We start from the raw sequence: 21,232 nt of genomic DNA on the forward strand, positions 1-21,232 counted from the left end.
AGAACTGGGTAGATTCCCACGCGTTACTCACCCGTCTGCCACTCCCCTTGCGGGGCGTTCGACTTGCATGTGTTAAGCCTGCCGCCAGCGTTCGTTCTGAGCCAGGATCAAACTCTCAAGTTTGAATGCTGACTTTATGTCGCTGGATTGCACGTTTGCGTGCGCGTCGTCTCCGACGCGACATTGACGAGGACACACACCTAAATCATCGGCCTAAACCGACGACCATGGTTGTGTTTCCTCAGAAACGTGCACCCATCAAAGTCTTCGTCCAATCTTTCGATCAGACCGCAAGAACCTCGCCGTCCACGTTTCTCTTTCTTCTCTCTTCACACTGTCAAAGAGCTGACCCCAAATCCCTCTCAAAGGGCGGCGTCATCGGAGACCTCAGTCTCCACATCCTTAAGGGAACAGCATCTTGCCTCCGGTTGCCCGCCAGCAATCCTGCCCTTTCAGAAGATCACCGACAGTGGGAGCGACCAGCGCTCGGCGTCGTCAGTGCAGCGGGTTCTAGTCGAGGCCGAAGAGCCTGTCAACACCCTTTTTTCCGTCGTACCGCAGAAAGTTTCATCCGAAACTTCCCCGCCGTACCCGCAGCCAACCTAGAATTTTACCTTCCAGATCAACCACTTGCCTCGCCAGAACCACGTTCCCGCAGCCCCGCCTCAGCGATGTCCGGCTTATAAGGGACACCCCATTTCAGTGTCAACGGGCAAAATGACGATTTCGTCACGCAGCCTTCGACCCTGTGAATAACGCCCCTTGGCTGCCCACTCGATATGGGGATCGGGCGACGGGCTTCAAGGCCCGATCACCTCCGGTGTGTTCGCGACCCCCTTTCACCGGCCTTCTCCCAAAGGCGCCACAATCGGCGCGCGTATCATGGAGGCTGCCGGGGGGCAGTGGGGTCTTGAGGACGCAATCATGCGCATCGTTTATCTGTTATGCGCCCTGTTCATTGCCATGGGCATTGCCGGGGCGGGCTGGGTCGTGGGCGAGGCCCTGGTCGAAAGCCGGGAACCGGCCCGCTATGTCACGGTCAAGGGTTTGTCCGAACGCGAGGTCAAGGCTGATCTCGGCTTCTGGCCCATCCGGTTCGTGGCGACCGGGGGCACGCTCGAGGAGGCCCGCGCCGCCCTCAACGCCTCCGAGCAGTCGGTGCGCGGCTATCTCTCCAATCGCGGGTTTACCCCCGAGGAAATCAACGTCCAGAACATCCAGGTCGAGGATCGGGCTGCCGGCTATAATGCGGGATCGACGCCCGATGCCTTCCGGTTCGTCCTGACCGAGGACATGCTCGTCACCTCGACCAAGGTCGACGAGCTGGCCGGGGCCAGCCGTGGCATTGCCGATCTCATCGCCTCGGGTGTGGTCTTTTCCACCGATGCCTACAGCGCCGGCGCGTCCTTCGTCTTTACCGGGCTCAACGGGCTCAAGAACGAGATGCTGGCCGAAGCGACCCAGCGGGCCAAGGAATCGGCCGAGCAGCTGGCCGCCGAATCGGGGGCCGCGGTCGGCGCGATCCAGACGGTCAACCAGGGCGTCTTCGAGATCCTGCCCGCCGTAGAGATCCCCAACGACCGGCCGGAAAAGCAGATCGCCAAGAAGGTGCGGGTGGTCTCCACCATCACCTATTTCCTGCAATAGCGCTTATCGCCGAAGCGAGGACGGCCCGAAGAACGGGCCCCCTCAAATGCAAGGCGCCGCCGGATGGAACCGGCGGCGCCTTGAAGCGGATCGAGTCACCGGCGCCGGGGCGCCGGTCGGAATCGTCAGGCGGCGTGGCCTTCGAGCCATTTCGACAGCCCGGCCTTGGGCGTGCCGGCGCCGACCTTGATATCGGCCGCTTCCCCGCCCTTGAACAGGATCATGGTGGGAATGGAGCGGACGCCGTATTTCACGGTGGTGTCGGGGTTTTCGTCGACATTGAGCTTGACGATCTTGACCTTGCCCTTGAGCTCCTGGGAGAGCTCGTCGAGCACGGGGGCGATCGCCCGGCACGGTCCGCACCACTCCGCCCAGAAATCGACGAGCACGGGCTCCTTGGAGTTGAGGACTTCCTCGCCAAAGGTGGCGTCGGAAACGTGGCTGGTCATTGGTTCGGCCTTCTCTTTTGAAAAGCGGTGGCGCTTGTGATGCAAAAGCTATGCAGAGTCCAGTGCGGCTTCAAGGAACTCACCTGAGGGTGATCCGTTCCCGGAGGGCCGCCTCCCGGGCCTCGGGCAAATACACCAGCGATTCCAGCGACGTCCAGAGAATGGCAGTCTCCACGGCGTGGCGGGGGAACAGCTGACCTGCAACCAGTGCATAGAGCCCCAGCTGCGTGACATAGGCCGGGGGCGCTGCTGAAGACTCAGCGGGCACCCTTGCGTCCGACTTGTAGTCGACCACCAACACCCGCGTCTCGTCAACCACGAGCCGATCGATGCGACCGGCGAGCCGGATCGGCTGGCCATCGCGCAGCCCCTCGACCAGAAACGGCACTTCCGCGCGGGACCCTGGGCCGAAAATCCGCGAAAGATCGGGAGCAGCAAGGATGCGCAGCGCTTTTTGCGCCAGGGGCGCGTGAAGGTGCGGCGCCTCGGGCAGCAAGGCCTGCGCCGCCTTCTCGGCCACTCGCGGGCGATCGGCCTCCGGCACCCGCCCCAGATGCTGGAGCAGCGCATGGAGCGCAATGCCCTGGCGTCTTGCCAGATCGGCCTCGAGCGGATCGGCCGCCGCTTCCGCCAGCGTGCGCAGCGGATCGGGCTGGCGGCCTCCAGCCTTGAGGGAAGCGCCGAGCCGGGCGGGCGAGAGCGTCTCCACAGCCGGGGCCCGACGCGGCGGCGCTGGTACGAAGGGCGCGATGCGCGGCCCTACGACTGGTCCATCCCCTGCCACAGCGACACCGGGATCGGCAGCATCGGCGGGGAAGACCAGCGCGTCGGGCGCGCCCTCCACGCCCCGCCGCCCATGGGGCGCGAGCGCCGCCTCGACGGTGGCATACCAGCTGCCCTCGAGCTGTTTGTCGCGATCGCGACCCGGCGTGACGAAGCCGGTGATGTAAAGCTCGTCCTCGGCCCGCGTCATGCCTACATAGAGCTTTCGCCAGTATTCGGCCCGCTGGGCGGCACGGTCCTCGTCGCGCAGGCTGCGGGTCTCCTCGACATGGTCGGCATCGCTGCCGGCATGGATGAGCAGCGGGCCATCGGCTCCCTCGCGCAGCACCAGCGGCTTGCTCAAGGTCCGGCCCTGCGGCTGCTGGCTGGCATCGGCGAGAATGACGATGGGGGCCTCGAGCCCCTTGGCGCCGTGCACGGTCATCACGCGTACCCCGCCGCCCTTCTCGTTAAGCTCGCGCTTGATGGTCACGTCGCGATCGCGCAAGGCGGCAAGAAAGCCCTGCAATGAGGGCTGAGTCGAGCGCTCGTGGTCGAGCGCCAGTTCGAGGAACTGGGCCATCACGTCGTCGATCTCGTTGCCCAGCCGGGCGCGGAAGCGCCGCAGCCCGCCTTCGGCATAGAGCACTTCGGCGAAAAACGTGTAGGGCCGGTCAAAATCGAGCCGCCCGCGCCAGGCCGCAAGCCGCTCATGGGCCGCCTTCGCCTCGGGCTGGGCAGCACCCGAAAGCGCCGACCAGGCCGTCTGACCCTGCGGCCGGCCAGCGAGCAGCGCCATCAGGCCGTCTTCGCTGACATCAAAGAGCGGCGAGCGCAGCAGCGCCGCTAGCTGCAGGTCGTCGGTGGGGTTGAGCAGCACATCGCCGAGCGCCAAGAGGTCCTGCACCGCGATATGGCGCGTCACCGCCAGCCGGTCGGCGCCGGGGGTGGGCAGCTTGGCCATGTTGAGGGCGCGGATGATCTCGGCAAAGAGCGGCCCGCGCGACTGGACGAGGATCAGCACGTCGTCGGCCGTCACCGCCCGGCCGCGGGGCCCCAGGGTGCGGCCGGTCGCAATCCAGCCGGCAATCGTCCGGGCGATGCGGCGGGCGAGGAGGCGCTGCGGGCTTTCGCTCGCCTCGCCCGGCTCGAGCGGCCAGCTTTCGGGCTTGTCGGCCCGCTGCTCGGGCACCTCGGGCGGCCAGAGCGTCACGCTGCCCCCGCCTTCGGCGCGGGCACTTTCATGGATCACCGGCTCCTCGAGCGCCAGCACGCCCAGGCGCGGCTCGCCGTCGGCGAACACCCGGTCCACCGCGGCCAATACGCCCGGCAGGGTGCGAAAGCTCGTCCTCAGCCCGATGCGGGCGAAGCTGCCCACCTGCGCCCGGGCGCGATAATGCCGCCCCGCTTCTCCGAACAGGCGCGGATCGGCGCCCTGGAAGGAATAGATCGACTGCTTTTCATCGCCCACCGCGAACAGCGTGCGCGGCCGCTCCACCGCGCCCTCGCCGGAAAAGAACTCGTCGGCGATCTGGCGCACCACCCGCCATTGCTCGGCATTGGTGTCCTGGCTTTCATCGACGAGAATGTGGGTGATGGCCGCGTCGAGCTTGTATTTTACCCAGTCGCCCTGTTCGGGGTCGGCAAAGAGCGCGCCCAGCCGCTCGACGAGATCATCGAAATCGAGCAGCGAGCGGGCCCGCTTCTGGCGTTCGTAGCGGTCGAGAATGGCGCCCAGAACGGCAAGCAGCGCCTCAGATCGCGCAAGGATCAGCGCGCCCTTGCGCCGTTCGCAGAGGTGCGCCAGCCGGTTGGCCTCGGCCAGCACCAGTTCGGCCAGATCGGGCCGCGCCGTCTCCAGCGCCTTGCTGGGAAAGCCGCGCTTGGGCACGCCGTACTCGGTGGTGAGGAAGGCGCCGAGCCAGGCCTCGGTGTCGGGGCTTTCGGCATCGAGCCGGCCCAGCTTGTCCTCGAAGCGGCTGCCCCCGCCGGGCGGGCAGGCCGAGAGAATGGCCGAGACGTCCGCGGCGCCCACCAGCCTGCCCTCGGTGATCTCGGCGTCCACAGCCTCGGGCGATGGCGGATCGCCCAGAAGGCGGCGGAGATTGGCGAGCGCCTCGCTCCGCCGCATGAGGATCGGCTTGAGCTTGCGCGCTTCGCCGAGCGCCGTATCGATGGCGCCGGCGATCTGGCTGTCGGAAAGTCGCGCAAACAGCGCTAGCACCGCCTGTTCCTCGGCGCTGCCCGAAAGCCCGCCGGCCAGCACCGCCTCGCGCGCCTTGAGAATCATCTCGGCGCGCTCATGATCCTCGAGCACGGTGAAATCGAAGGGCACGCCCGCTTCTACCGGAAAGCGGTGCAGCACCGCCTCGCAGAAGGCGTGGATGGTGAGGATGCGCAAGCCACCCGGCGTTTCGAGCGCCCGGGCAAAGAGCGTGCGGGCCCGCTGCCGCTCCTTTTCCGTCGGCACCGCGCCGGTGAGCCGGGTCAGCACCGCGGCAAGCTCGGCATCGGCCATCAGCGCCCATTCGGCCAGCCGCGAGGCCACGCGGTCGCGCATCTCGGCCGCCGCCGCCTTGGTATAGGTGAGGCAAAGCACCGCCTCGGGCGCCACCCCGGAGAGCAGCAGCCGCAGCACCCGCTGGGTCAGCACATGGGTCTTGCCCGATCCGGCATTGGCCGAAACCCAGACCGATAGCGATGGATTGCCGGCCTCGCGCTGGGCAGCATCGGCGCTGGCAGAGGGTGCGATGCGGCGGCTCATTCGCCCTCCTCCCCGCCAGCGGCCGACCATTCGGCCAGCCGCGAGAGATGGTCGTAATCCCCGGCATAGCTCTGGCCGGTGCGGGGCAGAACCCCCGCCACCAGCGGCAGGCGATCGGACATCAGCAGGGCCTCGACATGGGCCTCGAGCCGGTGCTGCGCCTCCTCGGCCGCTTCGCCGAGCGTCATGCCCTTGGGGGTCCTGAAATGCTCTTCCACCAGCGCTTCGGGCCCGAGCCCGATCTTGAGATAGCGCAGATCACCGGGCGGGCTGGGCGCATGGCCGGCAAAGGCGCCGGCCGCCGCCATCGCCGCTTCGAGCGGCAGCTGGGGGGCGAGAAACGCCGTCATCTCGCCCGCCTGCGGCAGGGCGCCGGTCTTGAAATCGAGGATGGCCGTGCGCCCGTCGCGGAGCCGGTCCAGCCGGTCGGCGCGGCCCACGAGGCGAAAGCCCGAAGGCAGCAGCCAGTCGCCATCGACCTCGGCGCTGCGGTTTTCCACCTCGCTTTCGCGCGCCCGCTCGAAGGCGACGAACTGCTCGGCGGCACGCCGGAATCGGAAGAGCCAGATGTCGCGCCGCTCCCCGATGCTGTCGAGCCGCGAAAACGCCGCCTCGGCGAGGGACAAGAGCGTCTCCACGGCCCGAGGATCACTGAAATCGCCGCCCTCATTGACAAACCGCGCAAAAATCTCGTGCACCAGCGCCCCGCGTTCGCGCGCATCGGGCACCTCGCCCAGCGGCGGCAGGCGCTTTAGCGCCAGCACATGCCGGGCATGGATGTCATAGGGCGAGCGGATCAGCCGCTCGATCTCGGTGACGCTGAGACGCCTCGGGCGCAACGCCGCCGCCGGCCGGGGCTGCGGCCGTGTGGCCGGCACCGGATCGCCAGAAATCGCATCCAGCGCCCGGGCCCGGTCGAGCCACACCGCCCCGCGCTCGCGCAGTGTCTTGGCCCAGACCGGCCCGAGAAAGCCTTCGAGCCTCTGGATCAGCCGGGAGGGCAGCGCCGGGGCCGCGCCCAGCCGCTCGGAAAAGCTCAGCACCGCCTCGGCATTGCCCAGCGCCATCTCGAAATCATGGGCGGCCAGCCCCTGCCGGCGCTCGGGCGGTTCGAGCCCGGCGGCGAGCCGCATGCCCCGGCTCAGCCACGGTCCGGGGTCGGCGGCGCGCGGCCAGATATCCTCGTTGAGCCCGGCCAGGATCATCACATCGGGGCTTTGCAGCCGCGCCTCGAGCTGGCCCCACAAATACACGCGATGGTTCGAGGCGCCGGGCTCGGGCACGCTCACCCCCGCCATCAGCGCCAGCAGCATGGCATGGGGCGCCTCGGCCGGCAGCACGGGGCCGGGATCGACGCCTTCGGCGAGCGCCTTCGCCCAGCCCTCAAATTCGGGGAGGCCCGGCAGATCCGCCTCCGCTTCGCCGGGAGCGGGTTCGCGTAACGCCGCCAAGGTTTGGCGCAGGGCCGAAGCCAGATCGCCGGCGCTCCAGCGCCGCGCCTGCAGCAGGGCACAGAGCGGCCCCAGCGCCGCTTCGAGCCGGTCGAGCAGCCCGGCGATGGCCGCGCCCGTCTCGGCGTCAAGCCTCTTGCCCTCGAGGCGCGCTGCAAGCCCCCGCCGCAGCCCGGCCAGCCCGATGGGCGGCAATTCCCCGCGCAGCAGCACGCGTTCGAGCCGGCCCGATATCCGGGCCAGACCCTGCCGGCCCAGCCCCAGCGTCACGCCGCGATGGGAGAGCAGCGCCATCAGCGCCACCGGCTCGAAATCGCTTTCGGCCACCGCCAGCGCCAGCCGCGCCAGCCGCCCGGCCTCGGACTGAAACAGCGGCACGCCCGCCGCATCGTCGACCACCACTTCAAAGCGCAACAGCTCCGCCGCGATGCGCCGCGACAGCGTCTGGTCGGGCGATATGATGCCGACGCTGCGGCCTTCATCGAGCGCGTCGCGCGCCAGCACCGCAATCGCCCGGGCCTCCTCGTCGGCCCCGCGCGCCGCGATCACGGTCAGCCCCGCCACCGCCCGCTCGATCTCGGGGGCCAGCGCCGCCCGCGCCTGCGGCCAGCCGGCCGTCGCCTCGGGCAGGGCCAACGCATGCCGCACCAGCCGCGTGCGCGGATGGATCTCCGGTTGGCCAAGTTCGGTGACCGCCCCGACCGTCGCGCCCAGCGCCCGCAGCAGCCGCATCAGCCCATATTGCGGATGGCCGTGCGGGGCCGCCTCGGGCGTGATCAGCCGCTCATGGCCCTCGGGCCCGATCGATGTATCGAGCCCCGGCAGCACCAGCGCCCCGCGCGGCAGGCCAGCCACCGCTGCCATCAGCCGCGCCGTGGCGGGGATCGAGCCGGTGGAACCCGCCGCGATCACCGGCCGGTCGCCATAGAGCACTCCCACCGTCGCGGCCTGTCGGTCGAGCCTTGCATTGCGCCGCGTCGCGGCATCGACAAGCCCCCGCTCGGCGAGCCAGTCCGGCCAGAAGGTCAGAGCGATATCGAGAAAGGCCAGCGTCTTGCGCCAGTTCTCGGCCAGATCCGCCATCGGCAGGTCGCGCAGCACGGAATAAGGCACGCCCTCGACAATCAAATCGTCGGCAAGACTCCCCAGCGAATCGGCGAGCCCGAGGATTTCGGCGGCATTGGGCGGGGTTGCCATCACCTCGCGCCCGCCCTCGGTCTCGGCCCAGCGCGCGATCAGCCGCGACAGCACCAGCCGCCGCGTCAATGGCGAGATCGCCGGGGGCAATGCCGGGGCATCGACCGGGGGCAGGAACGGCTCCTCCTCCCCCGGCTCGCCGCCAAAGGTGCGCAGGTCAGGCAGAAGTCCGGCGCCCTCGGCCGCGAACGCTTCGGCCAGCGCCTGCCGCGCCCTCTGGGTGGGCAGGATGATGGTGATGTCCGAGAGCCAGAAGGGCGTATCGCGCGGCCAGTCGGGAAAGAGCCGCCCCGACAGCACCGCCTTTGCCAGCGTCGGCAGAAACGGCGCATGCGGCGCAATGGTATAGAGCGCGCCCCGCTTCATGCCGCGCCCAGCCGCGCCTCGGCCTCGGCCAGCCCCTCAGGGTCCCCCACATGAAACCACGGAGCCAGAAGATGCACACCGCGCAGGCCATCTTTCGCCTCGGCGGCGGCGATCAGCGGCGCCATCGGCCCCTTGCCCTCGGGCAGGGTTTGAACCAGCGCGCGCTCGACCACCATCACCCCGGTATAGATCACCGGCGCGCCGCTGTCGGGGGTGATGCGGCCCACGGGATCGAGGCAGAAATCATGGCTGAGCCGCGCGCCCACCGCCCGCCCCGGCTGCACGCAGAGCATCGTCATCGCGGCGCCTATTTCCCTGTGCCGCGCGATCAGCCGAGCCAGCGGCCGATCCGCCTCGGGCAGCCAGAAGGCATCGGTGTTCATCACGAGAAGCGTGTCGCCCGTAAGCGCCGAGAGCCCGTTGCGCAGGCCACCACCCACCCCGAGCAGGGTCTCCTCGCGTAGCACCGTGACGCGCGGATGGCCGGCAAAATGGGCCACCACCTGATCGGCATGGGCATGGGCGTTGATCACGAAGCGCCTGGCGCCCTCGGTGACCGCTGCCGTGATCACCCGGTCGATCAGCGGCGTCCCTGCCACGGGAATCAACGGCTTGGGGGTCGCATCCGTCAGGGGGCGCATGCGCGTGCCCAGCCCTGCGGCCAGGAGCATCACCTCGGGGAATCGCTCGATCTCGGTCATGGCGCGATTTGATCGGCCGGCTGCCCACAAGTCCACCCCGCCATCAGCGATCAGGCGCAGCCGCGTCGGGCAGGTGCACGATCTCCTGGTCCTTTTCCCGCAGGGTCAGCCCGCCATACGGATTGGCCAGCGGCTTCAGCACCGGCCAGGCGGCCGCGTCGAACCCCACCCAGCTGAGGCGCTTGCCGACATGGCCGGGCGCCTCGCAGTCACCTTCGGCATGGGGTGGCCAGAGCTCATACTGCTCGTAAGGGCGGTCGAGAAACGCCGTCAGCACCGGACCGCCCTGCCAGTCGACGCTGATGCGCACGAAGCCCGACGGGTCAGCCTCCGCGACGATACGCGCCTCGCCGTGCTCGGTCTTGGCCAGCAGCACCGTCGGCTTGCTCCAGTCGCGGTCAATGAGGCTGAGCGTGATGGCGAGGCCGCCATAGGGCCCGTCATCGATGACCCAATCGGGAAAATGCTCGGCCTCAAAGCCGATGCGATCGATCGCCGCCTTCATCTCGTCGCCGGTGTTGGGCGCGGTGAATTCACGGCCGGTCGCCCCGTCGAAAAACCATGGCTTGCGCTTCGGTGGTCCGTCAGTCTGCCCAGCCATTCGCTGTTCCCTCAATCCCGCCTGAGACGCCGTCGGGCGGGGCCAGCTTTGCCGCTATTCGCAGAGCCGCGCCAGGCACCGCCCGCCATGGCAGCCCATGTCGACATGCAGATGATCCTCATGCAAGGCATTTGCTTCGGGCCCCAGCGTCGTGGTGAACCGCGCGCAGGCCGCCGAATGGGCAAAGCGCAACAGCCGCCCCTCGGCCGAGCCGGCATCCGCCCAGCCCGAGGGCAGCGTCATGCGCTGGCCGTCCTCGAGCACGAAGCCGGTGACGTCGAGGGCATTGGCAAAGGCATGGAAGGAGAGATTGCCGGTGCTGCCATTATTGACGTTGCGGCACATATAGGACGTGCCGGTCAGAACCTCCGAGACGCCCGAATTCTCGCGCGCCTCGGCATAGCGGTCGATTTCGGCGATCCATTCGGGCAAGGCCGTCGCCATGGCACACGACAGCGTTGCGGGGCTCGAAAATTCCACCAGCTGGCCATTGGCCATCACACCCGTGACCTCGAGCGGCGACTGCTCGCCGCACGCACCCTCTGCAATCGGCGGCAGGGAACGCGCAATCACCGCGCCCGAAATCACCGCCGGGCAGGCACTCTGGTAGATGCGCGGCGGCGCTTCGGGTTCGGGGTCCGGCACGCCCTCGGCCGCGTCCCCGTCCTCGCTGTCCCCCGTCGCGGGGGGCGCCTCATCGACATCGGCCGCCTCGGGCTCGGGCTCGGGCTCGGGCCGTGGCCGGGGCAGCGCGATCACCGTGCCCTCCTCGGTGGTCGCGGTGGGTGGCGCTTCGGCTTCAGTCGCCTCCGCGGAACTCTCATCGGCGTCCCCGGCGGCTGCCTCCGAAGCATCCGGAACGTCCGCTTCGGCTTCCTCGGCCGCCTCCGCCGCCTCGGGCGCGGCCGGCGCCGTCACCGCCGGTTCGGGACGCGGACGGGGCAGCGGCACGTCGCCCTCCTCCTGCGCGAGGACGGATGGCACCAGGAGCAGGATCGCGGCAAACAGCGAGCGGTACAGCATCGCCGGCAAACGCCGCCCCACCCCGGCGGGTTCCCGCGCTCTTAAGCGCCGATAAACCATCTTCCGGGGCCCCCGCGGTTCTGCTATCAGCGCCACCATGCCGACGCCCCTCAAGAATATCCGCAATTTTTCCATCGTCGCCCATATCGACCATGGCAAATCCACACTGGCCGATCGCCTGATCCAGATGACGGGCGGGCTGGATGCGCGCGAGATGAAAGAGCAGGTGCTCGACTCCATGGAGATCGAGCGCGAGCGCGGCATCACCATCAAGGCGCAGACCGTGCGCCTCAAATATACCGCCAGGGATGGCGAGGACTATGTCCTCAACCTCATCGACACGCCCGGCCACGTCGATTTCGCCTATGAAGTCTCGCGTTCCATGGCGGCCGTCGAGGGTTCGCTGCTCGTCGTCGATGCCTCCCAGGGCGTCGAGGCGCAGACCCTCGCCAATGTCTATCACGCGCTCGATGCCGATCATGAGATCGTGCCGGTGCTCAACAAGGTGGATCTGCCCGCCGCCGACGTGCCGCGCGTCAAGCAGCAGATCGAAGATGTCATCGGCATCGACGCCTCCGAGGCCGTCGAGATTTCCGCCAAGACCGGCCTCAATATCGATCAGGTGCTCGAGGCCATCGTCACCCGCCTGCCCGCCCCCAAGGGCGAAATCGACAAGCCGCTCAAGGCGCTTCTCGTCGACAGCTGGTACGACACCTATCTGGGCGTCGTCGTGCTCATCCGCGTCATCGACGGCACGGCGAAAAAGGGCCAGCGCATCCGCATGATGGCCTCGGGCGCCGTCTACGAGCTCGACCGCGTCGGCGTCTTCACGCCCAAGCTCATCGAGGTGGCCGAGCTCGGGCCCGGCGAAATCGGCATGTTCACCGCCTCCATCAAGGAAGTGGCCGACACCAATGTCGGGGATACCATCACCGACGACCGGAAGCCCACCGCCACCGCCCTGCCCGGCTTCCGCCCGGCCCAGCCGGTGGTGTTCTGCGGGCTCTTCCCCGTCGATGCCTCCGATTTCGACGAACTGCGCGCCGCCATGGGCAAGCTAAGGCTCAATGATGCGAGCTTTTCCTTCGAGATGGAAACGTCGGCGGCGCTCGGCTTCGGCTTCCGCTGCGGGTTCCTCGGGCTCCTGCATCTCGAGATCATCCAGGAGCGGCTTTCCCGCGAGTTCGACCTCGATCTCATCGCCACCGCCCCCAGCGTGGTCTACGAGATCAGCCTGAGCTCGGGCGAAACCATCCACCTGCACAATCCCGCCGACCTGCCCGACGTGATGAAGATCGCCGAGATCCGCGAGCCGTGGATCAAGGCCACCATCCTCACGCCCGACGAATATCTGGGCGCCATCCTCAAGCTCTGCCAGGATCGGCGCGGCATCCAGCGCAACCTCTCCTATGTGGGCAATCGCGCCATGGTCGAATACGACCTGCCTCTCAACGAGGTGGTGTTCGATTTCTACGACCGGCTGAAGTCGATCTCCAAGGGCTATGCCAGCTTCGACTACCAGCTCTCGGATTATCGCGAGGGTGACCTCGTCAAGCTCTCGATCCTCGTCAATTCCGAGCCGGTCGATGCGCTCTCGATGCTCGTGCACCGCTCGGCCGCCGAATCGCGCGGCCGCCAGATGTGCGAAAAGCTCAAGGAGCTGATCCCCCCGCACCTCTTCGTCATCCCCATCCAGGCGGCGATCGGCGGCAAGATCATTGCGCGTGAAACCGTGCGCGCCATGCGCAAGGACGTCACGGCCAAATGCTATGGCGGCGACGCCACCCGCAAGCGCAAGCTCCTCGAAAAGCAGAAGGCCGGCAAGAAGCGCATGCGCCAGTTCGGCAGCGTCGAAATCCCCCAGGAAGCCTTCATCAAGGCCCTCAAGATGGAAGACAACTGAGGGGGCTGCTCCCTTTCACCTCTCCCTCCGGGGGCTTCGAGGCGACGGCGCAGCCGGGCAATCCGTCCAGTGGACGGATTGGAGCCGAGAAGGCCATGAGAGCTACGCTCGAATGGCGTGAGGTCGGCGCTCAGCGGCGGGTGAGGGGGCCCTGCCGCTTGCGCAGAGCCTACTATGAGGCCCTCACCCTGAGGAGCCTCGCAAGAGGCGTCTCGAAGGGCGAGGGCCGCTTGCGCCGTCCCCGCCGCGCCCTATGGTTCGAGACGCGGCTATCGCCGCTCCTCACCATGAGCCACTTCCTGCCCGGCACCGCAACACTACCATATCCGGCAAGGCCCCCGGCATCGGCACCCTCCAGAAAACCTGGTGCCTCCTCCCAGCCCCCTTCCCCCGCCCCGCGCCTTCCGGCATGATCACCCATCCCCATCAGCCGGGCCATCGCGATGACCGAGATCCTCTGGCGCTTCAAGGACCATCCCATCACCCGCTTCCCCGCCGGGGCCGTGCTCATTGCCGAAGGCCAGCAGACGGGACGGCTGTTTGTAATCGCCTCAGGCACGGTCGAGGTTGTGCGCAAGGGCACCGCCGTCATCCGCTTCGATGAGCCGGGCACGGTGCTGGGCGAGATCGCGACGCTGCTTCAGGCTCCGCACACCGCCACCGTCCGCGCCGAAACCGACGTTTCCGCCTATGTCATCGACAATGCGCTCGAATGGCTCGAAGAGCGGCCGGCCATGGCCCTGCATGTGGGCGCCCTGCTCGCCGATCGGCTGCAGCGCACCACCGCCATGCTCGTCGAACTCCAGGCGGCCGGCACCGGCGATCCCCAGCGCGGCTTTTTCGAAACCCTCTTCCGCACGCTGACTGGCCAGAAGGCCTGACCAGCGCCTGCGCGCCACGGGGGTCGGGACGGGCAGCCGCACCCCTCATCCGAGCCGATCGCAGGGACACCACCCTCTCGACCCAGCATTATCGATCCCTCCTGCTCTTGGTGCGGGAACGATCCGCCATGCTTCTCGTTGTCAGGCCACAGGGCGGGGACAAGCCCCTCGGCGTCGCAACGCGGCGTCAGATAAAAAGGAATAAGAACAATGAAGAAGATCCTTCTGGCCGGCGTTGCCGTTCTGGCTCTCGGCATGGCCGCTCCGGCCATGGCACAGTCCAATGGCGCGGCCGTTGGCGGGGCGACCGCCGGCGGCGCGACGGGCGGCACCATCGGCTTCCTTCTCGGCGGGCCGGTCGGCGCCATCATCGGTGGCTTTGCCGGTGCCGTAATCGGTAGCGAAGCTGCGGTTTCGGCAGAATCGGTGGCCTATGCCGGCAACAACCCGGTCGACCCGATCTATATCGATGGCGGCATCGAAGTCGGCGCCGTGGTGACCGATGGGGTCACCGTCTACCCGATCCAGGGCGATCCGGACTTCGGCTATTTCTACGCCAATGGTCGCGTCTACATCGTCGATCTGGCGACCAACGAGATCGTCCAGTCGCCCGGCTATGCGGTTTCCGAGCGGGCCATCTCCTATGTCGAGGCCAATCCCTCGGCGTCGGTCACCATCTCGGGCAATATCGGGCCGGGCTATGTGCTCGAGAACAATGTCGAGTTCGCCCCCGTGCCGGATGATCCGGCCTATGGCTATGTCTATATCGATGGCCGTCCGGCCCTCGTGGATCGCGCCTCGCGCACCATCATCTGGGTTCGCTGATAGCGCTCCATAGCGGTTCCCGAGGCGAACCGACGACCGGTTCGCCTTGCGGAAAAGCTCCAGTTACGGTCGATGGCGGTTCCCCCCAGACTGCCCTTGACCGTTCAGCCGCCCGGCATCCCTCGCCGGGCGGCGCTTTCTTTTCTTCTCTGCCAACAGGCGCGACTTCGCGATCGCGCTGCGCTAACATGGTTCTCTCAGCGGAGACGACGCCATGGCTCAGGACAATGCGGAGTGGCTGCAGCGCGACTGGCTCGCGCCCGGAATGACGCTCATCGAGCAGGGCGGGCGCACCGGCAAGCTTTATGTGCTGCGTTCGGGGGAAGTCGAAGTCATCCGCGACGGCAGTTTCGTGCTGGCCATCCGTACCCCCGGCTCGATCTTCGGGGAAATGTCGGTTCTGCTCGATATCCCGCATTCAGCCACCGTCAAGGCGCTCACCGAGGTCGAGGTCTTCGTCATCGCCAATGCGCTGGCGATGCTCGAGGCCAATCCGGGCTGGCTCCTGCAGATCGCCCGGCTGCTTGCGCAGCGTGTCAACACCACCACCGCCATGCTGGCGGCGCGCGATGCCGAAGCGGCGGAGGCAGAAGCCTTCGTCCTGCCCCAGACCATGATCGCGCACTGGTCGGATCCGCAGGTCTGACTGTACTGGCTAAGGCCTGAACTGGCCCGAGCGCCCCTCTTCCATTTCCCGGCCGACCGGTTAGTCTTTGGCTCGGGGGAGCAAGGCCGGACATTTCCGGCCGGAGATGTGAGGGAAGCCGCGTCATGCCGCACAAATTCAAGATCGTCGCCCGCGCCAATGACCAGTTCGGCGTGCAGTTCGGCTATAATGCCGAAGTCATCGTCTGGTCGGAAAGCTATGCCGGCAAGGCGAGCGCCAAGAACTGCATCGACTCTTTAAAGAAAAACGCACCCGATGCCGCCGTCTTCGACCTTGCCAGGGAGGGTGAGGCGCCCAAGGGCTATCGCTTCGAGATCGTTGCCTCCAAGGACAGCCAGGCCTTCGTGCGCTTCGTGGCGGCGAATGGCGAGACCATGATGCGCTCGGAAACCTACAAGAGCAAATCGAGCGCGCGCCACGCCATCGCCTCGATCAAGAAGAACGCGCCCCTGGCCGAAACGCTCGACATGACGGTTTCCAAGGACTGACCGGGGCAGCCGCTTGCGCAGGGGGTCGGGCGGGGCCATATGCTGCTCTCCCTGCTCCTTGCACAAGGTTGGCCGCCATGAACCGCCTCGTTCTCCTGCCGCTCGCGGCGCTCGCGCTCGCCGGTCTTGCCGCCTGCTCGGACCCACGCGAGGTGGGCTCGGTCTCTGTCGACTGGACCGGCAATGACGTGGTGGTGGAGGCGGTCGCCGATCCCGAGGTCTCGGGCGTCGTCTGCCATGTCGCCTATTTCAACCGCAGCCTGATCGACCGGCTGCAGCAGGGCAACTGGTTCGAGGATCCCTCCTGGTCGGCGCTCGATTGCAGCGCCACCGGTCCCATCACCGTGGGCGACATTTCCACGCGGCGCGGCGGCGAGGAGATCTTTCGCGAGAACCGCAGCCTGATCTGGAAGAGCCTGCGCGTCTCGCGCCTTTATGACGCCCGCAACAACGCGCTGATCTACCTCGCCCATGCGCGCGAGTTGCAGCAGGGCTCGGGCAAGATGTCGGTCTCGGTCGTGCCGCTGGGCGATGCAGAGGTCACCTGGACCAATGGCCGCCCGGTCGAAAGCAGCCTGTAAGCCCCCATTAAGGCGGGGCCGGTAGAGTGTGCGGGCGTCGCCCCAGCGCTGACCCGGCCTCGAGGAGGCCTCCGAGATGGACCTGCTCCGCCGCTACATCGATCATATCGAGCGCCACGATACCGAGATCGTGGTCATGGTCTGCTTCATGGTGGGTTTCTATCTGATCGCCCGGCTGCTCCATGCCCGGCCGGTGATCGCACTGGCCTTCGCCTTCATGCCGGTGCTGTTCGTCACCGCCATGCAGGACCCTACGCTCAAGCAGTGGTTCAACGGCTGGATCGATGCCGGACAGCGCATGCTCTGAGAGCATCGGGCTGGGCAAAGCCTTGGCGCGGACCCTTGCGCTTTTGCCAAAAGTTTTCGCTCGGGCCGGGTGCCGTTCCGGGCCATAACCCCGATATAATTGGGTCACGAGGGACGCGCCGCTATTGGCGGCCGCAAAAAGGAGCACACCATGGCAATCCTGATCGGCGACATCGCGCCGGATTTCGAGGCGGACACCACCGAAGGCCGCATCCGTTTCCACGACTATATCGATGGCCACTGGGCGGTGCTCTTCAGCCACCCCAAGAACTACACGCCCGTCTGCACCACCGAGCTGGGCTATACCGCAAAGCTCAAGCCCGAATTCGACAAGCGCGGCGTCAAGGTGCTCGGCCTCTCGGTCGACAAGCTCGAGAACCATGAGGGCTGGGCCGCCGATATCGAGGAAACGCAGGGCACCAAGCTCAATTTCCCGCTGATCGCCGACCACAATGGCGAAGTGGCGCGCAAATACGACATGATCCATCCCAACGCCAACGACACCCTCACCGTGCGCTCGGTGTTCGTCATCGGGCCCGACAAGAAGGTGAAGCTCAAGATCGAATATCCCGCCTCCACGGGGCGCAATTTCGATGAGGTGCTGCGAGTCATCGACAGCCTTCAGCTGACCGCGCGCCACCAGGTGGCCACCCCGGTCAACTGGAAGTCGGGCGAGGATGTCATCATCGTGCCCGCCGTTTCCGACGAGGCGGCGAGGTCCAAGTTCCCGCAGGGCTGGAAGACCTTGAAGCCCTATCTGCGCATCGTGCCGCAGCCGCAGGGCTGATCGGGCCGGCTTTCCCGATCCTCGGACGGTATTGCCACAATTGAACGGTTAGACCTTCCGCCGAAATGCTTTAAGAGCAGTCGGCGGAGGGCGGCATGAGGGTACGCGGCAGCGGCATCTGGCTCGGTATCGTCTTGTGGGCGCTGGTTTCTGCCGCGCTCGCGGCGCGCGCCTGGCTTTCGGCCGAAACCCTGCCGCTGCACCCTTCGGCACTCGATGCCCTGCGCATGGCCAGTGCCGAATGGCTGCTGCGCGGGCAGGGCTGGCTTCAGGGCCTGCCCCGCCTCGATACCCCTCTGGGCGCCCCGGCCGTGGGCACGCCTCTGGCCGACCTGCCGTTGACCGGCCTCATGGCGCTGTTCGGGCTCCTGATGCCGGCCGCCGATGCTGCCGATCTGGCCGCCATCATCTGGCCCCTGCTTCTTCTGCTGGCCCTCATGGGTATATCCGCCGGGCTGCTGCGCACGCTGATGCCCGGCGCCTGGCTGCTGCCGGCGCTGATCCTGCCGCTGATCTCGCTGGTGCTGCTCGCCAGCTTCGCACCGGGCCGCACGGGCGACGCAACGCTGCTGCTCGTGCTGATACCGCTGCTCGTCTTCGCGCTGGTGGGGGCGCGGACGCTCGCGATCTCCGGCGCGCTGGCGGGTCTCGTGGCCGCAACCTCTGTCGCGCTCAGCGTCGGTGCCCTGCCCGTCGCGGTGCTCGCCATCGTCATCATCGCGGCCGGATGGGTCGTGCGCGGGGAATCGGGGGTCGCGGCGCTGCGGCTCTTCGCCCTCGCCTTCGCCGTCGGGCTCCTCGGGCACTTCCTCGCATCGACGCCGCGCGCCGCCTGGTTCGTGGTCGCCTGCGACCGGCTCTCGTCGAGCCACCTCGTCGCGGGCCTCCTTGCCGCCGCCACCCTCCTCACCGCCAGCCAGATCCGCGTCCGGCGCCAGGCCTGGGCATTGCGGCTCGTAGCGCTTGTCGCGCTGGGCGGGGTCGCCGCGTTTCTGACGCTCTCGAGCCAGCGCAGCTGCTTTTCCGGCTGGAGCGGCGGCGGCCTGCCGGGGCTCGAAGGGGCCATCGCCGCCGGGCCGTTGCTGGGGCAAGTGCTCGCCGATCCGCTCCCCACCGCCGCCCTCGTCATCGCCCCGGTGCTGGGCTGCCTCGCCTGCCTCTGGCTCGTACTTGCCGATGCGCGGGGCCGGGCCGGCTGGCTCATCGTTCTGGCCTTCCTCGTTCTGGCGCTCCTGCTCACGGGGGTGGACCTGAGGCTCGTCGGGCTCGCCGATGCGCTGGCCGTCGTGCCTTCCGCCGCCCTCATCGCCCGTGCGCATGCGGCGTTCGCGCGGCGCGAGAGCGTTTTGCGCGGGGCGCAGGTGCTCGTGCTCTGGCTCGCCTTTGGCGGGCTCTTTCATCATGCCGGCTATGTGCTGATGGCGCCGGCGCGCAGCGATGGCACGGTGCCGCCCATTCCCCTGCTCGTGCAGCCGGCCGGCAGCCAGTGCCTCGTCGAAGAGAGCTATGCCCGTCTCGCTGCCCTGCCGCAGGGCCGCGCCATGGCCGCCCCGCCCATCGGGGCGCATGTGCTGCGCTACACGCCCCACGACGTCGTTGCGGCCGGCGACGGACGCTCCGGCCCCGGCCAGGCCGATGCCGCAACCTTTTTCGGGGGCAGCATGGAGGCGGCGCGGCGCATCATCGCCACGCGCGGCATCGATTACGTCGTCTATTGCCGCCATATTCCGGATGTGCCTGGCGCCGGCGATGCCCCCGAGGGCGCCTTCGGCCCCACCTATCGCGCGGGCGGACACTGGACCTGGCTCGTGCCGCTCACCGCGCCTGACGATGCCCTGCAGATCCTGCGCGTGCTGCCGGTCGGCACGGTGGTTTATGCCGAGCAGGAGCATCCGGCAAAACCCGTGCTGAGCCCCAATATCGCGGACCGCCCCTCTCATGGCTGAGCCCTCCTCCACCGCCCGTCCGCCCCGGGAGACGCCCGACTGGCGGCTGGTGCTGCTCGTGGCGCTGATGGGCGCCGCCTATCTTTCGAGCCGGCTCTATTTCGCCCCCGGATCGCGCCCGCTGTTCCAGGATACCGACGATGCCATGCGCATGGTCACGGTGCGCGATCTGCTGTCGGGGCAGAACTGGTTCGATCTCGTCCAGCATCGGCTCAACACACCCTTCGGCGCCGAACTGCACTGGTCGCGCCTGCTCGATGCGGCGATCGGGCTCGTGCTCATGGGGCTGCGCCCGCTCTTCGGCCCCGGTGCCGAGACGGTTCTGGGCTATCTCTGGCCGGCGCTTCTGCTCGTGCCGATGGTCTGGCTGACCGGGGCACTCTCGATGCGGCTGGCCGGCCCCGCCGCGCAATTGCCCGGCGTCGCACTGCCGCTGTTCTCGCCCGCCGTGCAGGCCGAATTCGTCCCCGGCCGCGTCGATCACCACAATATCCAGATCCTTTTGGCGCTGGCCCTGGCGCTGGCCACCCTCAATGCGCTGCGACGGCCCGGCTGGGCCATCGGCGCGGGGCTCATCGGCGCCACCGGGCTTGCCATCGGCATCGAGGCGCTGCCGCTCGTCATCGCCGCTGCCGCCGGGCTCGGGCTCGCCTACCTGCTCGATGCCCGCGCCGGCCGCCCCATGGCGCTTTACGGGGTATCGCTTTTTACCGGCACCGCGCTGCACCTGATGCTGACCCGGCTGCCCGATCGCTGGTTCGAAACCGCCTGCGACATGATCTCGGCGACCTATCTGGTCGCAACCCTCGTGCTGGCGGTGGCGCTCGGGCTCTTCGCCCTGCCGGTGGTGGCCCGGCGCGGCCCGTGGATGCGGCTCGTCATCGGCGGCGTGCTGGGAATTGTTGCCGCCGGCTTCGTCGTCTGGCTCTTCCCCGCCTGCCGGGCCGGGCCCTATGGCATGCTCGACCCCTGGCTCATCGACAACTGGATCGAGCGCATCACCGAGGCCCGCCCGCTGCACGAATCGATCGAGCGCTTCCGCATCTATGTCATGGGCTCGCTGATCCCGACGGGCGTTGCCCTCGCCGGCGTGCTGGTGATGCTGGGGCTCACCCGAGGCGAGGCCCGGCGCGACTGGCTGGTCTATGGCCTCATGCTCGCCATCGCGATTGCGCTGATGTTCACCCAGATCCGCGCCGCCCGGCTCGCGGCGCCCCTGGCGGTGGCGGGGGGCGCCGGGCTCATCGTTGCGGCCCGCATGCTCTATCTCAAGCACCGCAATCCGCTGGTGGCGCTGCCCATGGTGGTGATCTGGCTGGCCTCGGCCGGCACCGCCGTGCAGGTGGTGACCAACTGGGTCAAGCCCGCCGCTCCGGTCAGCACCGCAACCGCCTCGGCCCCTGCCCCCGACAAGACGCCGTGCCTCCTGCCCCCGGCCTTTGCCGATCTCGGCGCCCTGCCGCCCGAGCGCATCCTCACGCCCGTCGATCTGGGCGCGCATCTGCTGCTCGAAACCCATCATGAGGTGGTCGCGGCGCCCTATCACCGCAACGGACAAGGCGTGCTCGACGCCTACCGCGTCCTCAACGCCCCGCTCGAGGAAGCGCGCGAGATCCTGACGCGCCGCGGCATCGGGCTCATCGTCACCTGTCCGGCCATGTACGAAATGCGCGGCCTGCCCTCCACCGATCCGGGGGCGCTGGTGCGGCTCTTCGAATCCGGCACCCTGCCCGACTGGCTCGTCGACCAGTCCCTGCCTGGCTCGCCGCTCCGCATCTATGCCGTGCTGCCAGCGGCCTCCTGATGCCTATGCAGAGACGTGTCTTGCGCGGGCCGCCCGAACGGCTGAATGAGAAAAAGCCGCCGGCGTGGCGGTGATTCGCCACA

Annotated in this window: 17 protein-coding genes and 1 rRNA gene; 11 read left to right on the forward strand and 7 right to left on the reverse strand. The window is 67.9% G+C overall.

What is annotated here, in order from left to right; translation table 11 throughout:
- Window positions 1-123: ribosomal RNA gene (locus tag BT183_RS09145) — 16S ribosomal RNA — on the reverse strand; the annotation flags it as partial.
- 801 nt (window positions 124-924) lie between these two features.
- Between BT183_RS09145 and BT183_RS09150 the strand changes: the two genes are divergently transcribed.
- Window positions 925-1,647, forward strand: a complete 723-nt coding sequence (locus BT183_RS09150) for an SIMPL domain-containing protein (protein WP_177282478.1) — start codon at window positions 925-927, stop codon at window positions 1,645-1,647.
- Between the two features lie 125 nt (window positions 1,648-1,772).
- Here BT183_RS09150 and trxA read toward each other — a convergent pair whose 3' ends face one another.
- The 6 genes from trxA to BT183_RS09180 all read right to left on the reverse strand — a co-directional run bounded on the left by trxA (window position 1,773) and on the right by BT183_RS09180 (window position 10,961).
- Window positions 1,773-2,096 (reverse strand): thioredoxin, encoded by a 324-nt coding sequence (trxA, locus tag BT183_RS09155; protein ID WP_072341860.1) that lies wholly within the window; start codon window positions 2,094-2,096, stop codon window positions 1,773-1,775.
- A 79-nt stretch (window positions 2,097-2,175) separates the two neighbouring features.
- Window positions 2,176-5,622, reverse strand: coding sequence for a double-strand break repair helicase AddA (gene addA, locus BT183_RS09160; protein WP_072341863.1), 3,447 nt, complete (start codon window positions 5,620-5,622; stop codon window positions 2,176-2,178).
- Window positions 5,619-8,636 carry a double-strand break repair protein AddB gene (gene addB / locus BT183_RS09165; protein ID WP_072341865.1) on the reverse strand — a complete coding sequence of 1,006 codons (3,018 nt, stop codon included), beginning with the start codon at window positions 8,634-8,636 and terminating at the stop codon, window positions 5,619-5,621. Before addB ends, addA begins: the two co-directional genes overlap by 4 nt.
- On the reverse strand, window positions 8,633-9,337 hold the full coding sequence (locus tag BT183_RS09170) for a nucleotidyltransferase family protein (protein WP_072341867.1): 705 nt from the start codon (window positions 9,335-9,337) through the stop codon (window positions 8,633-8,635). The genes addB and BT183_RS09170 overlap by 4 nt, the downstream gene beginning before the upstream one ends.
- A gap of 43 nt (window positions 9,338-9,380) precedes the next feature.
- Entirely contained in the window at window positions 9,381-9,938 is a 558-nt protein-coding gene (locus BT183_RS09175) for a hypothetical protein (RefSeq protein WP_072341869.1), read from the reverse strand.
- A 54-nt stretch (window positions 9,939-9,992) separates the two neighbouring features.
- Complete coding sequence (locus BT183_RS09180; RefSeq protein WP_072341871.1) at window positions 9,993-10,961, reverse strand: extensin-like domain-containing protein; 969 nt, start codon at window positions 10,959-10,961, stop codon at window positions 9,993-9,995.
- Window positions 10,962-11,058: 97 nt separating this feature from the next.
- Here BT183_RS09180 and lepA point away from each other — a divergent pair, with 97 nt between their 5' ends.
- The 10 genes from lepA to BT183_RS09230 all read left to right on the forward strand — a co-directional run bounded on the left by lepA (window position 11,059) and on the right by BT183_RS09230 (window position 21,149).
- Window positions 11,059-12,864: a translation elongation factor 4 gene (gene lepA / locus BT183_RS09185; protein WP_072341874.1), complete on the forward strand. Its 1,806-nt coding sequence runs from the start codon at window positions 11,059-11,061 to the stop codon at window positions 12,862-12,864.
- 443 nt (window positions 12,865-13,307) lie between these two features.
- Entirely contained in the window at window positions 13,308-13,745 is a 438-nt protein-coding gene (locus tag BT183_RS09190) for a Crp/Fnr family transcriptional regulator (RefSeq protein WP_072341877.1), read from the forward strand.
- Window positions 13,746-13,955: 210 nt separating this feature from the next.
- Window positions 13,956-14,570 (forward strand): DUF1236 domain-containing protein, encoded by a 615-nt coding sequence (locus BT183_RS09195; RefSeq protein WP_072341880.1) that lies wholly within the window; start codon window positions 13,956-13,958, stop codon window positions 14,568-14,570.
- Between the two features lie 214 nt (window positions 14,571-14,784).
- Entirely contained in the window at window positions 14,785-15,216 is a 432-nt protein-coding gene (locus BT183_RS09200; RefSeq protein WP_072341883.1) for a Crp/Fnr family transcriptional regulator, read from the forward strand.
- A gap of 125 nt (window positions 15,217-15,341) precedes the next feature.
- A complete protein-coding gene (locus BT183_RS21260) occupies window positions 15,342-15,725 on the forward strand; it encodes a YegP family protein (RefSeq protein ID WP_072341886.1) in 384 nt (127 codons plus the stop codon).
- A gap of 77 nt (window positions 15,726-15,802) precedes the next feature.
- Window positions 15,803-16,306, forward strand: a complete 504-nt coding sequence (locus BT183_RS09210; RefSeq protein WP_072341889.1) for a CreA family protein — start codon at window positions 15,803-15,805, stop codon at window positions 16,304-16,306.
- A 76-nt stretch (window positions 16,307-16,382) separates the two neighbouring features.
- Window positions 16,383-16,613 (forward strand): hypothetical protein, encoded by a 231-nt coding sequence (locus tag BT183_RS09215; RefSeq protein WP_072341892.1) that lies wholly within the window; start codon window positions 16,383-16,385, stop codon window positions 16,611-16,613.
- A 150-nt stretch (window positions 16,614-16,763) separates the two neighbouring features.
- Window positions 16,764-17,399: a peroxiredoxin gene (locus tag BT183_RS09220; protein ID WP_072341895.1), complete on the forward strand. Its 636-nt coding sequence runs from the start codon at window positions 16,764-16,766 to the stop codon at window positions 17,397-17,399.
- A 95-nt stretch (window positions 17,400-17,494) separates the two neighbouring features.
- On the forward strand, window positions 17,495-19,345 hold the full coding sequence (locus BT183_RS09225) for a hypothetical protein (protein ID WP_072341898.1): 1,851 nt from the start codon (window positions 17,495-17,497) through the stop codon (window positions 19,343-19,345).
- Window positions 19,338-21,149, forward strand: a complete 1,812-nt coding sequence (locus tag BT183_RS09230; protein ID WP_072341901.1) for a hypothetical protein — start codon at window positions 19,338-19,340, stop codon at window positions 21,147-21,149. The genes BT183_RS09225 and BT183_RS09230 overlap by 8 nt, the downstream gene beginning before the upstream one ends.
- The last annotated feature ends 83 nt before the right edge of the window (window positions 21,150-21,232 follow it).

It is taken from the genome of Devosia enhydra (genome assembly GCF_900119845.1).
Classification (GTDB): domain Bacteria; phylum Pseudomonadota; class Alphaproteobacteria; order Rhizobiales; family Devosiaceae; genus FPKU01.